Source organism: Stenotrophomonas sp. 21LCFQ19, from assembly GCF_056861425.1.
In genome coordinates, this window is sequence record NZ_JBSPUF010000017.1 from 14876 (window position 1) to 29438 (window position 14563).

The following is a 14563-nucleotide window of genomic DNA, read 5'->3' on the forward strand; positions in this document are numbered from 1 at the left end:
CACATCGTCCCTGGCTGGAGAACGCCCATGTCGCTCACCCGTCGCAAGCTGCTTGGTATCGGTGGCATGGCCGCCGCTGCTGGCGTGCTGGGCCTGACTGCCTGCAACGGTCCGGCACCGGCAGCACCCGCGCGCGGCGCCGTGTTTGAGGTGATGCGCAGCGACGCCCAATGGCGCCAGCAGCTCAGCCCCGCGCAGTACACGGTGCTGCGCCAGCAGGGCACCGAGCGGGCCTTCAGCAGCCCGCTCAACAACGAGCACCGGCGTGGCACCTTCAACTGTGCGGGCTGCGCGCTGCCGCTGTTCTCCTCGGCCACCAAGTTCGACAGCGGTACCGGCTGGCCCAGCTTCTGGGCACCGCTGCATGGCGCGGTAGGCGAGGACCGCGATACCTCCTACGGCATGACCCGGGTGGCGGTGCATTGCCGGCGCTGTGGTGGCCATCTGGGCCATGTCTTCGAAGACGGCCCGCGCCCGACCGGGCTGCGTTACTGCATGAACGGCGTGGCCCTGCAATTCGTCGCGGCCTGAGCGCCGCCTCCCTCATTCAAGAAGGACGTTTCCATGTTCCTGTTGGTCCTGGCCTATCTCGGCGGTGTACTCACCCTGCTCAGCCCCTGCATCCTGCCGGTGCTGCCGTTTGTGTTCGCACGTGCGGACCGGCCGTTCCTGCGCAGTGGGTTGCCACTGCTGGTCGGCATGGCGTTGATGTTCGCGGTGGTCGCCAGCCTGGCGGCGGTGGGCAGTCAATGGGTGGCGCAGGCCAACCAGATCGGGCGCTGGATCGCGCTGGTGGTGATGGCGCTGTTTGCCGTGGCCTTGCTGTGGCCGGCGCTGGCAGACCGGCTGCTGGCGCCGCTGCAGCGCTTGGGCGTGCGCCTGGGCGCTGCCGCCGATGCCGGGCAGGGTGGAGTGCTGAGTTCGCTGCTGATCGGTGTTGCCACCGGCCTGCTGTGGGCCCCCTGCGCTGGGCCGATCCTTGGCCTGATCCTCACCGGCGCGGCCCTGCAAGGGGCCAACGTCGGCACCAGCGGTCTGCTGCTGGCCTATGCGCTGGGTGCGGCAACCTCGCTGGCCTTGGCGGTGTGGATAGGCGGGCGTGTGTTCACAGCCTTGAAGCAACGGCTGGGCGTGGGCGAATGGATCCGTCGTGGTTTGGGCATTGCCGCCTTGCTGGCGGTGCTGGCAATTGCGATGGGTTGGGACACCGGCCTGCTGACGCGGTTGTCCACGGTCAGCACGGCCAGGTTGGAGCAGAAGCTGCTGGATGCGCTGCCTTCGCAACAGCCGGCAGCAGGTCCGGCGATGATGATGATGGCGGGTGACGGCAAGGGCGATGCCAGCCTGCCGGTGGAAGGCGAGCTGCCGTCGCTGGCCGGCGCCACTGGCTGGTTGAACAGCCCGCCGCTGGATGCGCAACAGCTGCGCGGCAAGGTGGTGCTGGTCGATTTCTGGACCTATTCCTGCATCAACTGTCTGCGTGCCATGCCCTATGTGCGCGAGTGGGCCGAGCGCTACAAGGATCATGGGCTGGTGGTGATCGGCGTGCATGCGCCTGAGTTCGCCTTCGAGCGTGACCTGGGCAATGTGCAGCGCGCGGTGACGGATCTGAAGGTCACTTACCCGGTCGCCATCGACAATGACTTCGCGATCTGGCGCGGATTCAACAACAGGTACTGGCCGGCGCATTACTTCATCGACGCGCAGGGACGCATCCGCGCCCATCATTTCGGCGAGGGCAACTACGCGCAGTCCGAACTGATCATCCGTCAGCTGCTGCGCGAGGCCGGCAACAGCTTGCCGGGCGACACGGCACCGGCAATGCGCATGGCAAGCAACGGCGTCGAGCGGCAGGCGGACATGAGCAGTTTGAAGTCGCCGGAAACCTACATCGGCCATGGCCGCGCCGAGCACTTCGCCTCGCCGGGCGGCATGCACGCCGGGCAGGTCGCCGCGTACGCCGTGCCGATGCAGCTGCAGCTCAATCAATGGGCGCTGGGCGGGCAGTGGCGCATTGGCGAGGAAGATGCGCAGCTGGAACAGGCGGGTGGGCGTATTGCGTTCCGCTTCCATGCGCGTGATCTGCATCTGGTGCTGGCGCCGCAGGACCCGGCGCGGCCGGTGCGCTTCCGCGTGCGTATTGATGGTCAGGCACCGGACGCCGCGGCTGGCAGCGACGTATCCGCGCAGGGCGAGGGCATGGTGGACCAGAACCGCCTGTACCAATTGATCCGCCAGAACGGCGACGTGCGCGAACGCACATTCGAAATCGAGTTCCTCGATCCGGGCGTGCGCGCCTATGCCTTCACTTTCGGTTGAATGGAGGAGACACGTGATGAGAATCGCCACGGACAAACTGGTCGCCGGCGGCATCGCGGCGATAGTTGCAGGATTGCTGCTGGTTGCGGTGTTCAGCATGGATCGTTCGGTGCAGGCCGCGCCGGTAGCGCCGGTGTCGATCAGGTTGCCAGCACCGACTGGTGCAGCTGACCTGCAGCAAGCCGGCGTCAAACAGGCGAAGGTGGTGTTTGCCGGCGGCTGCTTCTGGGGCGTGCAGGGCGTGTTCCAGCACATCACCGGCGTGGACAACGCGGTGTCCGGCTACATCGGTGGCAGTGCTGCCGATGCCACGTATACGCGGGTGAGCAGTGGCGGCAGTGGTCATGCCGAGGCCGTGCAGGTCAACTACGACCCTTCGCAGGTCAGCTATGGGCAGCTGCTGCAGGTGTTCTTTTCGGTGGTGCACGATCCGACCCAGCTCAACCGGCAGGGGCCGGACCATGGCAGCCAGTACCGTTCGGCCATCTATGCCGATGATGCCGCGCAACGTGATGCGGCGCGCGCCTATATCGCGCAACTGCAGCGCAGCAAGCTGTTCATCGCGCCGCTGGTCACCCAGGTGGACGGCGGCAAGGTGTTTCACGCGGCCGAGGGCTATCACCAAAACTATCTGACGTTGCATCCGGAGGCGGCTTACATCCGCATCAATGATCTGCCCAAGGTCGCCGCGTTGAAGCAGCAGTATCCGGCGCTGTACCGCGAACGGCCGCGGCTGGTGATGAACTTGTCGGCGCGATAGCAGCGGGGGAATGCCACAAACGCGACGGGCCGCCGGTCATGCAACCGGCGGCCCGTGTTTGTACAGAAGGTATGCGCTGGATCAGCTCAGGCCTTCGGCCTTGAGCGCGGCCTGCACGGCCGGATCGGCCAGCATGCGCTGCTCGAAGCGGTCCAGTGCGTCCATGCCGGCCAGGTCGAGCTTCAGGCCACGTGCCCAGCGCAGGGTCACGTAGGTGTAGGCGTCGGCGATCGAGGCGCGCGGGGTGCCGCCCAGCCAGTCGACCTCGACCAGACGGTCATTGATGCGCTGGTACAGGGCCGTCAGCTTCTGGCGCGCGTTTTCCTGGGTGCGGGCGATCACTGCCTCGTCCTCCAGGTACTTGGTCGAGCCGAAGATCGGGTAGTAGGTCGGGTGCAGGTCGGCGTTGACGAAGGACAGCCAGCGGTTGACCTCGGCGCGCGTACGCGGGTCGCTGCCGCCTTCCAGGCCGGCAGCCGGGGCCTTGTCACAGATGTAGTGCAGGATGGCGGCGTTCTGGGTCAGGATCCAGCCGCCGTCTTCGAGCATCGGCACGGCGCCGGCCGGATTCATCTTCAGGTATTCGGGCGACTTCATCGTGGCGTAGTCCACGATCTGCAGCTCGAACGGCAGGCCCGACCAGAGCAGTGCGATATGGTCGGCCAGCGAACAGGCGCCGGGCTTGGTATAGAGCTTCATCAGGGCTACCTCGGGAGTTGAAAGACCCGGGCATTATCGCCACAAGCGCGTAACGCAGTGTGTCCATGATTGGCACAGACAGTGCGTTACGCGTTCAGCTGGCTCAGGAAGCGCGCGGCTTCAGTGACTGCACCTTGTAGAAGGTGTGCCCGCCGATGGTGGCCACCTGGTAGGCATTGCGCCAGCTCGGGCTGGCGATGGCGTGGGCGGCGAAGTGGCTGGCGCCGGGCACGATCTCCTTGCGCTGGCCATTGGGCAGGGCCCAGTTACGCTCGGCGGCAAAGGCCACGTCCACGGCTTCAGCCCAGGCATCGTTGTTGCGCAGCTGGGTGCCGGGGGCGACCAGGGTCGGGGCGAACTGCTTGCGCGCGGTCACCACCTGACACATCGAGTCACCCCACAGACCGCTGTCCAGCCGCCGCAGGGCGACTTCGGCCACGGCCTGCTGGCCGCGGAGGGTCTGGTCGCGGGCTTCCAGATAAACGGTGGTGCTCAAGCACAACGAATCGGCTGCTGGCTGCGGCAACATCTGCGACAACCAAAGAATCCAAGCCAGTTTCATAAATCTCCTTGCTCCGTATGGGCCGCAGCCTGCCTGCCCCCAATCGGGGACCGGACAGCAACGACTTGGCGTTATGGGGAGGCGGCCTGGCATCGGGGCCGCCCCGTGGGCAGCCCTCAATCAGATTGGGGAGGGCTGCGCCTGCTCACCAGAACTGGTGGGTGAGCGGAAGTTGGCGCAAGGTAGGGGGCGAACACCAAACCCATCCTGAACGATCCTTGTTGACATTCAGGTTTGTTGCAAGGGCCTTTTTGGCAGCGGGTACGCGTATTCAGATTCTTCCGGATACACCGGAGGGGTGATTCGAGGTCACGCCGAAGCGCTGTTCACCGCCGAAGCAAGTGAGATTTGCATCGCATTTTTAGGCAATTTTCCGCATCGAAAGTAGCTCGGGTAAGCGTAAACGCCTCCTGGGTTGGCTGCGTTGATGTCCATGGGAGTGTTGAGCGAATCGTCCCGGGTGCGCATGCGCTTACCCGGGCTACGACTGTGCTGTCCAAAACAGGTGGGCTTTTGTCTCAAAGTGCTGCGGCGATGCGACTACCTTGATCGATTGCGCGTTTGGCATCGAGCTCGGCGGCGACATCCGCGCCGCCGATGACATGGACGCTGCGGCCGGTGGCCTGCAGGGCGTCGGCCAGCTCGCGGCGTGGTTCCTGACCGGCGCAGATCACCACGGTGCCGACGTCCAGCAACTGCTCCTGGCCATCGACGCGGATGCGCAGGCCGCTATCGTCCACACCCAGGTACTCGACGCCGCCGAGCATCTTCACGCCCTTGGCCTTGAGCGTGGCGCGGTGGATCCAGCCGGTGGTCTTGCCGAGCTTGGCGCCGGGCTTGCCGGGGCTGCGTTGCAGCAGCCAGGCCTTGCGGGCTGGCGCTTCGGGTTGCGGCTTGGCCAGCGCGCCCCGGCTTTCGAAACTGGCGTCCACGCCCCATTCGGCCATCCAGCGGGCCGGATCCAAGGCCGGTGACGGGCCTTCATGGGCCAGGAACTCACCGACGTCGAAGCCGATGCCACCGGCGCCGATGATGGCCACCTTGTCGGCGGCCTTGACCCGGCCCAGCAGCACATCCAGGTAGCTGACCACCATTGGATGGTCAGCGCCGGGGAAGGCGACCTTGCGCGGGCTGATACCGGTGGCGACCACCACCTCGTCGAAGTCATTCAATGCCCCGGCATCGGCGCGGGTGTTCAAGCGCACATCAACCCCGGTTTCGGCCAGCTGATGGCGGAAGTAGCGCAGGGTCTCGTGGAACTCCTCCTTGCCGGGGATGCGCTTGGCCACGTTGAACTGACCACCAATCTCGTCGGCCGCATCAAACAGGGTCACCTTGTGGCCGCGGCTGGCGGCGACGGTGGCGCAGGCCAGGCCGGCCGGACCTGCGCCGACCACGGCAACGCGCTTGGGCGCGCTGGTCGGCAGGTAGACCAGCTCGGTTTCGTGCGCGGCACGCGGGTTGACCAGGCAGCTGGCGCGCTTCTGCTGGAACACATGATCCAGGCAGGCCTGGTTGCAGGCGATGCAGGTATTGATCGCCTCGGGCTTGCCGGCCTTGGCCTTGGCCGGCCATTGCGGGTCAGCCAATAGTGGCCGCGCCAGCGACACCATGTCGGCACCACCGCCGGCGAGGATGCCCTCGGCCACGTCCGGCATGTTGATGCGGTTGGTGGCGATCAGAGGAATGCCGACATGCGGCTTGAGCTTGGCGGTGACGCCTGCAAACGCCGCGCGCGGGACCGAGGTGGCAATGGTCGGAATGCGCGCCTCGTGCCAGCCGATGCCGGAATTAAGCAGGGTCGCGCCGGCCGCTTCGATGGCTTTGGCCTGCTGCACGATCTCCTGCCAGTTGCTGCCGTCCTCGACCAGGTCCACTAGCGACAGTCGGTAGATGATGATGAAGTCCGGGCCACAGGCCTCGCGGATGCGGCGCACGATCTCCACCGCAAAGCGCATGCGCCTTGCCGGGTCGCCGCCCCAGGCGTCGTTGCGGCCATTGGTGCGCGGGGCGATGAACTCGTTGATCAGATAGCCTTCCGAGCCCATCACCTCGACACCGTCGTAACCGGCATCGCGTGCGTATTTGGCGGCGCGGGCGTAGTCGGCGATATGTCGATCAACGCCACCGGCTGACAGCGCGCGCGGGGTGAATGGGTTGATCGGCGCCTTGCGCTTGGACGGAGCCACCTGCAAGGGGTGATAACCGTAGCGGCCGGCATGCAGCAGCTGCAGGCAGATCTTGGCACCGTGGCCGTGGACTGCTGCGGTTACCTGGCGATGGCGGCTGACTTCCCAGGGCCAGGACAGCTTGCTGCCGAACGGCGTCAGCCAGCCAACCACGTTGGGCGCGAAGCCACCGGTGACCAGCAGCGCCGCACCGCCGGCTGCGCGCTCGCCAAAGTAGGCGGCCAGCTTCGGGAAGTCGCGGGCGTGATCCTCCAGCCCGGTATGCATCGAGCCCATCAGGATGCGGTTGCGCAGCTGGGTGAAGCCCAGCTCCAGCGGGGCGAACAGATGCGGATAGGCGGTGTCGTTGGCTGGCGTCATGCTGGATACGCTTGCGTATGGAATGGCCCATTCTGACTGGCAATCGGTCTGGCCTCAATCCTTCCTCCTGCTGTCAGGGCTGCACTTATCCCAAAAGGATTACGGCGTCATTACAATGCGCGGCCCCCGCCCAGCAACGGACTGACTGCCGTGGACGCTCCATGCCCGTAATGCCTTCTTCTGTTATTCCCACAAAACGCGTTACGCGCCTGTTTCCCCAGCTCTGGATGCTGGTCGCTGGCATGGTTGTACTTGGCGGGCTGGCCCGCCTGTTCATGTGGTGGGACTACGCTGGCAGCGAACGCGGCCTGGCACTGCTCTGGCCGGCAATGTGGCAGGGGATGCGCTATGACCTGGTAGCCGGCGCGATCGCCGCTGCTCTGGTCGGCGTGCTGACGGTCCCGGTCTGGTTGGCTGGACGACGAGAAGCGGCGGTACGACTGGCACAACATCTGTTGTTGGCGCTGCTGTTGGTGTTCCTCCTGCTTTCCCTGTGCGAGCACTTCTACTACGCGTTCTACAAGGCGCGCTTCGATCCCATCGTGTTCGGCATGTTCGAGGACGACACCGGGGCGATCCTGGATACCGTATGGGATGATTACCCGGTGATCCGCGGTGTAGTCGGCATGTTGCTGGCCGCAGGCGCGTTGTACTGGAGTATTCCGCGCACCGGCGATTGGCTCGCCCTGCGCTGGCCGCGCGGTTCCGGCGCGTGGGCACGCACGCTGTTGCTGGTGCTGCAATGCGTGCTGCTGGTATTGCTGGCGCGCGGCAGCGTTGGCAGCTTCCCGTTGATCAGGCGTGATGTCACGGTTTCGGCTGATCCTTTTGTCAATGCCTTGGTGCTGAATGCGCCGCTGACGCTTTACCGCGCAGCCCGCACGCGCGCCAAGGAGACCGACATCAGCGACGATCCGCTGGTGGGGGTGCAGGGTCTTGGTTTTACGGATATCGAAGAGGCCGCCAAACTCGCCGGTCTGCCTTCTGCGGATCCACAGGTGCTGCAGGAGGCGCTGTTCCCGGTCGCCCCCGGCCAGCCACGCAGCCTGGCGCAGTCACCACATGTGGTGCTGGGTCTGCTGGAGTCCTTCGGCCAGGACCTGCTCTATACCGATGGCCCGCACAACGACATGCTCGGTCGCCTGCGCGCCGAATTGCCTACCGGGCACCGCTTCGACAACTTCATCGCCTCCCAGAACGGCACCCACCCGACACTGGAGAACCTGATCCTTGGAACGCCGATCACGCCGCTGACCTTGGGCCGGAATGCGCGGCTTGCATTTGATACGTCTGCTGCGCTGCCATTCCAGCGTGCGGGCTATCGCACCGTGTTCATTTATGGCGGCGGCAGCGATTGGCGCGAGATTGGCACCGCGCTTCCGAATCAAGGGTTTGATCGGGTGTATGACGCGCGCGATATCAAACAGCATTTCGCCCAGGCCACCGGGACCGAATGGGGTTTGTATGACAGCTGGCTGTTCCGCTTCGCGCAGACCGTGTTGAGCGAGGCCGATGCCAGTGGTGAGCGGGTGTTCATGGTGTTGCTGACCACCAGCAACCATCCACCGCATCTGTTGGATACGCCACATCGGCAGTACCCCCTCGATCCGGCGGCCTTGGGTCCTCGCGCGCTGGCTGATACCGGCGAGCTGCGACGGATGATGGCTACTTATCAATACCAGGCCGATGAGCTGGGCGGTTTCCTGCAGCAGCTGCGCGAGCAGCCGTTGGGCGAGCGAACCCTGGTGGCGATGGCTGGCGACCACAACCTGCGCTCGCATTACCGCTACGACCTGCCTGCCGAGCAGGTGGACGTGGATCGCGTATTCGCATGGTTGCGGGTTCCGCCGGCGTTCGCGCCGGCCGACAGCGCGCCTGATACCAGCGCTTTTGCCGGGCATGGGGATTTACTGCCGACCTTGGTGGAACTGGCGTTGCCGGGCCAGCGCTACTTCGCCACCGGCCGCAATCTCTGGCAGCCCGCGCCCAATGGCGGGGAGGCCTTGGCACAGTTCAACCGGATGTACACCCCGACCGGTTTGTTGCTCCCCCTGGAAAAGCCGCGCCTGCATCGCTGGCTCGATTCCCGCCATGTGCAGGTGCAGGGCGAAGCGCCGGATGCGGTCAGCGCGGCGCGGACAAGGCAGGCTGCGGCGTGGGTGGCATTGCGCGACTGGCATATCCGCCAGCAGGTAGTGCGCAGTCGTCGCTGACTGCGCAGCAGCCATGATCAAGCAGCCGGTGAGGCTGCAGGCCGTTGTTGGCGATCAAACAAGGGCAGGGTGACGCCGCAAAGTGGCCCGATCAGCAGGGCAAACGCCAGCGTGCCCCAGCCGACATTGCCGCCCAGCCACCAGCCCACTGCCAGTGCGCAGGTCTCAATCAGGGTGCGCACCTTCCAGATCGCCCAGCCGGTACGCGCATGCAGGCCGGTCATCAGGCCATCGCGCGGGCCGGGCCCGAAGCGCGCACCTATATAGAGCCCGGTGGCCACCGCCAGCAGCACCAGTCCAGCAGCGAACAACAGCAGTTGCCACAGCAGGCCCTGCGCGGCCGGCAGTAGATTCAGGCCCAGCTGTGCGCTGGGGCCGATCAGCAACACGTTGAGCACCGTGCCCAGCCCGGGTCTCTGCCGTAGCGGCAGCCACATAAGCAGTACGCAGATGCCGACAAGGTTGGTGACCAGGCCAAAGCCCCAGCCACTGCGCAATGAGATCCCCTGGCCCAGGACATCCCAGGGGGCGATGCCGATACCGGCACGTATCATCAGGGAAGAGGCAATACCAAACAGGAACAGGCCCAGCAGCAGCTGCAGCAGGCGCGATACAGACATCAGGGAGGGCATTGTCGGGAGATCAACGTGCTGCCTGCAGTGCAGGCTCATGGGTGGAGGCGTTGCGCCACCTGCAGGTGGCGCAACGTGCTGTGGCGTGTGGCTTAGTCCCAGCCTTCCAGCGCCAGCTTGCCGATGGTGCTGCCGGCCTCCAGTTGGCGGTGTGCCTGGCGCAGGTGCTCGGCATTGATCGTGCCCAAGCGCTCACTGAGCGTGGTGCGCAGTTCGCCGGCATCGATCAGGCTGGCCGCGCGGGTCAGGATGCGGTGTTGCTCGATCATGTCGGCGGTGCGGAAGCGGGCGCGGGCAAACATGAACTCCCAGTGGATGCCGATGCATTTCGCTTTATAGGGATCGCCGATGCGCAGTTCACCGGCAGGTTCGACGATCAGCCCGACATGGCCTTGCGGTGCCAGCAGTTCGCCCAGCTGTTGCCAGTACAGGTCGGTGTTGGCCAGATTGAGGGCCGCCTCGACGCTGTTGATACCCAGCGCCTGCAGCTGTGGTGCCAACCGCTGGCGGTGGTCAATGACGTGCGCTGCGCCCATCTGCTCGCACCACTGGACGCTTTGCGGGCGCGAAGCGGTGGCCACCACGGTGAAGCCGGCGTGACGACCAAGCTGGATCGCCATCGAGCCAACGCCGCCGGCGCCGCCGATAATCAACAGGGTCTTGCCGGCATTGCGGCGCCCATCCAATTGATACGGCATGCGCTGGAACAACAGTTCCCATGCAGTAAGTGTGGTCAGTGGCAATGCTGCTGCTTCAGCGAAGTCCAGGGTGGTTGGCTTGCGCCCCACCAGGCGCTCGTCCACCAACTGCAGCTGTGCGTTGCAGCCCGGGCGGGTGACGTCGCCGGCGTAGTAAACCTCATCGCCAATTTCAAATGCGGTGACCTCCGGGCCGACTGCCACCACGGTGCCCGCGGCATCGTAGCCCAGTATCCGTGGTGGGTTTTCCTCGCCAGGCTTGGGGCCGCGCAGTTTGGCGTCCACCGGATTGACCGAAATGGCTTGAACCTGAACCAGGATGTCCTGGCCCTGCGGAGCCGTCGGGTCTGGCAGGTTCAGGTCCTGCAGTGCGTCCGGTTCATCAATGGGGAGATAGCGGGTCAGGCCGATTGCTTTCATGCGGAAAAGTTCCGTGGCGGGGGAGCAAATTCATCATACCGAGCAAACGATTCAGCTGGCAGTAACAGGTGGCGCAAGCCCTGTTAATGAAGGGTTTGTCAGATGAAATCAGCTGCGTCGCAGCATTTCCCCCGGAAGCCTTGCGATAGCTTGCTCTTGCGTCCTTTGACCAAGCTGTATACGTTGCGCCGAGCCGGACACGTAGAGGTCTGGTGGTCGCTCCATATGTTACGAGCCTGTTAACATCGCCTTCACGGCCAAGCGCATAATGTGCACCGCGATGGCGTGAGGAAACGGCCGTCTCTGAACGCGACGAAGAATATCGCTGTGCTGGACCATGCCTCTACCGGTTTCATACCCCCGAAACAAGGAGCTGTATTTCATGAACAAGAAGATCCTTACTGCCGCGCTGCTCGGTGGTCTGGCTTTTGCCCAGGCCGCTTCGGCTCAGGAATTTGACGACCGCTGGTACCTGACCGGTTCGGCCGGCTTCAACTTCCAGGACGGCGATCGTGGCACCAACGACGCCCCGTTTGCCACGCTGGGTCTGGGCAAGTTCATCAGCCCGAACTGGTCGCTGGACGGTGAGCTGAACTATCAGAACCCGAACTTCGACAGCAACCAGGATCAGAATTGGTCGCAGTACGGCGTTTCGCTGGACCTGCGTCGCCACTTCATCCAGGAAGGCCGTGGCTGGAACCCGTACCTGCTGGCAGGTCTGGGCTACCAGAAGGCTGAAGAAGAGTACCAGTCCGGCGGCCTGTTGAAGGATCGCAAGGACGGCAACCTGGCCGCCAAGGTCGGCGTTGGTCTGCAGACCACCTTCGAAAAGCGCGTCGCTGTGCGTGCTGAACTGGCTTACCGCGCTGACTTCGACGACCAGAGCTACGCTCCGGCCGCCGCTGGCAAGGATCAGGATTGGTTCGGCGACGTGCTGGCTTCGGTCGGCGTCGTGATCCCGCTGGGCCCGGCTCCGGTCGCTGCTGTTGCTCCGGCACCGGCTCCGGTTGCTCCGAGCTGCGCAGACCTGGATGACGACGGTGACGGCGTCAACAACTGCGACGACAAGTGCCCGAACTCGCAGCCTGGCCAGACCATCGGTCCGGACGGTTGCCCGGTGCCGGTCTCGATCGACCTGAAGGGTGTCAACTTCGATTTCGACAAGGCCACCCTGCGTCCGGACGCCGTGTCGATCCTGAGCGAAGCCACCGAGATCCTGAAGCGTTACCCGGATCTGCGCGTTGAAGTTGCCGGTCACACCGACTCGAAGGGTACCGACGCTTACAACCAGAAGCTGTCCGAGCGTCGCGCCAAGGCTGTGTACGACTACCTGACCACCAATGGTGTGTCGGCTGCTCGTCTGCAGGGCCCGATCGGCTACGGCGAGAGCCGTCCGATTGCTCCGAACACCAATGCTGATGGTTCGGACAACCCGGAAGGTCGCGCAAAGAACCGTCGTACCGAGCTGAACGTCCAGAACTAATCGGACGCTTCGGTTTCAGTACCACAGTTTGAGAACAAGGCCCGGCATCTGCCGGGCCTTGTTTGTCTCTGCATTGGCGGCTTTCCAGATCGCAATTTGTGTGACGTCGGCGGGTAATCGCGGTTTGCGCGCACATAACGGTTGAAAGCGCTGCGGACGCTGCCTACACTCGCCGCGTTAACTTGCCGAATGGAAATTCAATGCTGCGTATCGCTCTGGCTGGTCTTGTCGCCCTGGCATTTGTGCCTGCCGCCCATGCAGCCGTGGATTGCTCGGCCAGTTCCGTGACGCCGGCGCCGCTGGCCACCTCGTTGATCGCACCGGTGGCGTCGGAGCTGTATGTGCGTCCGGGCCAGCTGGGCATGCCGTCGGGTGTATTGAGCTCGGCCGGTGGTGATGAGCAGTCGCTGGACCGCGTGTTGATGCGCCTGCGGGTCGAGAGCTGCAACAACGTCGCCAACGCCATTCCGGCGCGTCCGGCAATCAACGCCAACGATCCGGCTGCCTACAAGCCGCAGACCGAGTTCGACAACACGCCGTGGCGTTTTGACATGAGCCAGAACGGCAAGCGCATGACCGCCGAAGAATTCGATGCCTGGATGAAGGCGCGCGGTGTGCGCGTGGTCAAGGCACGTCCGGCCGCGACCGATCCGGCTGCAGCACCGGCTGCGGCGCAGCCTGCCGCCGAGGTCAAGTAAGGCGGCAACAGCCGCTCGCAGTCCTGATGTCGCCGTCCAAGCCGCCGTATCCTCCGCACGCCCGCCGCGCACCGCCCGGCGGGCGTTTGCTTTCGCGTGCGCCCAGCAATGCAGCCCGCGCTGGCAAGGCCGCCCCTGCCGGGGTTCGGCATGGTCTGGCGCGGGTGCTGTCCAAGGCCGGCGTGTGCTCGCGCACCGAAGCTGCGCGACGGGTGCTCGATGGTCGCGTCAGTGTGGATGGCAAGGTGGTGCGTGACCCCGAGTTCCCGGTGATTGCTGGTCGCCAGCAGGTGTTGCTGGATGGCTTGCCGCTGGCAGCACCGCGACGCCTCTACCTGGCCTTGAACAAGCCGCGTGGCCTGGTCACCACGGTGCAGGACGAGCAGGGCCGCGACACCGTCTACCAGTGTTTCGAGGGGGCCGGGCTGCCGTGGATGGCGCCGGTAGGGCGCCTGGACAAGGCCAGTGAAGGCTTGCTGTTCTTCAGCAATGATCCGGAGTGGGCGGCGCGTCTTACCGAGCCCAGTACCGGCCCATTGAAAACCTACCGGGTACAGGTGGATGCTGTACCCGATGCGGCCGTGCTCGAGCGCATGCAGGCGGGTATCGACGACGAGGGCGAACGCCTGGCGGCGCATTCGGTACAGGTGCTGCGGCATGGCGAACGCACCGCGTGGTTGGAGGTGGTGCTGGATGAAGGCCGCAATCGCCACATCCGGCGCCTGCTCAAGGCGTTGGGGCTGGAAGTACTGCGCCTGATGCGGGTGGCGATAGGGCCCGTGCAGCTGGGCGAGTTGGGCAAGGGCCAGTGGCGGGAGTTGAGTCAGGCAGAGCTGAATGCGCTGCGGGTTGCCAGCAAAACTGCACATGTCAGTGTGAGTGACTAAGTTCAATAAATTCAGATAAATAGCTGCACTTGATGAGATGGTGGATTAGACTGCGACTCTAATTACTTGAGGTCATTGTCATGCAAGCTCTTTCCCGCGTCTCTGGCATCGTTCTCGTGGCGGCTTCGGTTGCGGTGTTGGGCGGTTGCGCTTCGTCGGCCAAGAAGACCGCGAAGAACGACGACAAGCCGATCGAAGTGCGGGTGGAAGCACCGCTGGCCGAGAAGGATTCGCTGGGCAACTACCGTTTCATGATGCAGCAGGGCGAGCAGAAGATGAGCGCCGATCAGTTCGATGCCTGGATGAAGGCCAATGGCATCCGCGTCGCCAAGGGCGCCGCCGTGCCGGCACCTGCCGCACCCGCCAAGCAGAACTGACGGTAGTGCCGAGCCATGCTCGGCAAGGGCGTTACAAGCAAACCCAAACGTAGTGCCGAGCCATGCTCGGCAAGGGCGTTACAAGCAAACCCAAACGTAGTGCCGAGCCATGCTCGGCAAGGGGCTCTACAAGCAAACCGAACGTAGTGCCGAGCCATGCTCGGCAGAGGCTCTACAAGGAAACCGAACGTAGTGCCGAGCCATGCTCGGCAAGGGGCTTTACCGGTAAGGCCTCTGCCGAGCATGACTCGGCACTACAGGACAAA

13 protein-coding genes are annotated in these 14563 nt (G+C 64.5%); 8 read left to right on the forward strand and 5 right to left on the reverse strand.

All coding sequences use genetic code 11. From position 1 onward, the window contains the following. The first annotated feature begins 27 nt into the window (after positions 1-27). Genes msrB through msrA form a run of 3 tightly spaced genes read left to right on the forward strand, consistent with a single transcriptional unit; the run spans position 28 to position 3079 of the window. Positions 28-531: a peptide-methionine (R)-S-oxide reductase MsrB gene (msrB, locus tag AC13FW_RS16975; protein ID WP_296251895.1), complete on the forward strand. Its 504-nt coding sequence runs from the start codon at positions 28-30 to the stop codon at positions 529-531. A gap of 33 nt (positions 532-564) precedes the next feature. Further along, the gene (locus AC13FW_RS16980) at positions 565-2319 is read left to right on the forward strand and encodes a cytochrome c biogenesis protein DipZ (protein ID WP_482989858.1); all 1755 of its coding nucleotides are present in this window, start codon (positions 565-567) and stop codon (positions 2317-2319) included. Between the two features lie 16 nt (positions 2320-2335). Next, a complete protein-coding gene (msrA, locus tag AC13FW_RS16985) occupies positions 2336-3079 on the forward strand; it encodes a peptide-methionine (S)-S-oxide reductase MsrA (protein ID WP_482989859.1) in 744 nt (247 codons plus the stop codon). 81 nt (positions 3080-3160) lie between these two features. Here the strand turns inward: msrA and AC13FW_RS16990 are convergent, their stop codons facing one another. From AC13FW_RS16990 to AC13FW_RS17000, 3 genes are all read right to left on the reverse strand, one after another. Then, positions 3161-3778, reverse strand: coding sequence for a glutathione S-transferase N-terminal domain-containing protein (locus tag AC13FW_RS16990; protein ID WP_482989860.1), 618 nt, complete (start codon positions 3776-3778; stop codon positions 3161-3163). Between the two features lie 103 nt (positions 3779-3881). Next, positions 3882-4340: a cell wall hydrolase gene (locus AC13FW_RS16995; RefSeq protein ID WP_057629626.1), complete on the reverse strand. Its 459-nt coding sequence runs from the start codon at positions 4338-4340 to the stop codon at positions 3882-3884. A gap of 518 nt (positions 4341-4858) precedes the next feature. Then, positions 4859-6889, reverse strand: coding sequence for a 2,4-dienoyl-CoA reductase FMN-binding domain-containing protein (locus AC13FW_RS17000; protein WP_482989861.1), 2031 nt, complete (start codon positions 6887-6889; stop codon positions 4859-4861). Between the two features lie 242 nt (positions 6890-7131). Between AC13FW_RS17000 and AC13FW_RS17005 the strand changes: the two genes are divergently transcribed. Beyond that, positions 7132-9102, forward strand: coding sequence for an LTA synthase family protein (locus AC13FW_RS17005; RefSeq protein WP_482989862.1), 1971 nt, complete (start codon positions 7132-7134; stop codon positions 9100-9102). A gap of 17 nt (positions 9103-9119) precedes the next feature. Here AC13FW_RS17005 and yczE read toward each other — a convergent pair whose 3' ends face one another. Then, positions 9120-9734: a membrane protein YczE gene (gene yczE, locus AC13FW_RS17010; RefSeq protein ID WP_296251916.1), complete on the reverse strand. Its 615-nt coding sequence runs from the start codon at positions 9732-9734 to the stop codon at positions 9120-9122. 92 nt (positions 9735-9826) lie between these two features. Continuing rightward, a complete protein-coding gene (locus AC13FW_RS17015) occupies positions 9827-10852 on the reverse strand; it encodes a zinc-binding alcohol dehydrogenase family protein (RefSeq protein ID WP_482989863.1) in 1026 nt (341 codons plus the stop codon). A 382-nt stretch (positions 10853-11234) separates the two neighbouring features. On the opposite strand from AC13FW_RS17015, the gene AC13FW_RS17020 reads away from it, so the two are divergent. The 4 genes from AC13FW_RS17020 to AC13FW_RS17035 all read left to right on the forward strand — a co-directional run bounded on the left by AC13FW_RS17020 (position 11235) and on the right by AC13FW_RS17035 (position 14297). Next, a complete protein-coding gene (locus AC13FW_RS17020; RefSeq protein ID WP_482989864.1) occupies positions 11235-12335 on the forward strand; it encodes an OmpA family protein in 1101 nt (366 codons plus the stop codon). Positions 12336-12535: 200 nt separating this feature from the next. Continuing rightward, positions 12536-13033: a hypothetical protein gene (locus tag AC13FW_RS17025; protein WP_282268659.1), complete on the forward strand. Its 498-nt coding sequence runs from the start codon at positions 12536-12538 to the stop codon at positions 13031-13033. A gap of 26 nt (positions 13034-13059) precedes the next feature. Further along, complete coding sequence (locus AC13FW_RS17030; protein ID WP_482989865.1) at positions 13060-13920, forward strand: pseudouridine synthase; 861 nt, start codon at positions 13060-13062, stop codon at positions 13918-13920. An 80-nt stretch (positions 13921-14000) separates the two neighbouring features. Further along, positions 14001-14297, forward strand: a complete 297-nt coding sequence (locus AC13FW_RS17035) for a hypothetical protein (protein WP_481614842.1) — start codon at positions 14001-14003, stop codon at positions 14295-14297. Positions 14298-14563: the final 266 nt, after the last annotated feature.

What these genes read in the sequence shown, in the direction of transcription:
- msrB (WP_296251895.1), top strand. Translation starts at nt 28, where the DNA reads ATGTCGCTCACCCGTCGCAAGCTGCTTGGTATCGGTGGCATGGCCGCC.
- AC13FW_RS16980 (WP_482989858.1), top strand. Translation starts at nt 565, where the DNA reads ATGTTCCTGTTGGTCCTGGCCTATCTCGGCGGTGTACTCACCCTGCTC.
- msrA (WP_482989859.1), top strand. Translation starts at nt 2,336, where the DNA reads ATGAGAATCGCCACGGACAAACTGGTCGCCGGCGGCATCGCGGCGATA.
- AC13FW_RS16990 (WP_482989860.1), bottom strand. Translation starts at nt 3,778, where the DNA reads ATGAAGCTCTATACCAAGCCCGGCGCCTGTTCGCTGGCCGACCATATC.
- AC13FW_RS16995 (WP_057629626.1), bottom strand. Translation starts at nt 4,340, where the DNA reads ATGAAACTGGCTTGGATTCTTTGGTTGTCGCAGATGTTGCCGCAGCCA.
- AC13FW_RS17000 (WP_482989861.1), bottom strand. Translation starts at nt 6,889, where the DNA reads ATGACGCCAGCCAACGACACCGCCTATCCGCATCTGTTCGCCCCGCTG.
- AC13FW_RS17005 (WP_482989862.1), top strand. Translation starts at nt 7,132, where the DNA reads ATGGTTGTACTTGGCGGGCTGGCCCGCCTGTTCATGTGGTGGGACTAC.
- yczE (WP_296251916.1), bottom strand. Translation starts at nt 9,734, where the DNA reads ATGCCCTCCCTGATGTCTGTATCGCGCCTGCTGCAGCTGCTGCTGGGC.
- AC13FW_RS17015 (WP_482989863.1), bottom strand. Translation starts at nt 10,852, where the DNA reads ATGAAAGCAATCGGCCTGACCCGCTATCTCCCCATTGATGAACCGGAC.
- AC13FW_RS17020 (WP_482989864.1), top strand. Translation starts at nt 11,235, where the DNA reads ATGAACAAGAAGATCCTTACTGCCGCGCTGCTCGGTGGTCTGGCTTTT.
- AC13FW_RS17025 (WP_282268659.1), top strand. Translation starts at nt 12,536, where the DNA reads ATGCTGCGTATCGCTCTGGCTGGTCTTGTCGCCCTGGCATTTGTGCCT.
- AC13FW_RS17030 (WP_482989865.1), top strand. Translation starts at nt 13,060, where the DNA reads ATGTCGCCGTCCAAGCCGCCGTATCCTCCGCACGCCCGCCGCGCACCG.
- AC13FW_RS17035 (WP_481614842.1), top strand. Translation starts at nt 14,001, where the DNA reads ATGCAAGCTCTTTCCCGCGTCTCTGGCATCGTTCTCGTGGCGGCTTCG.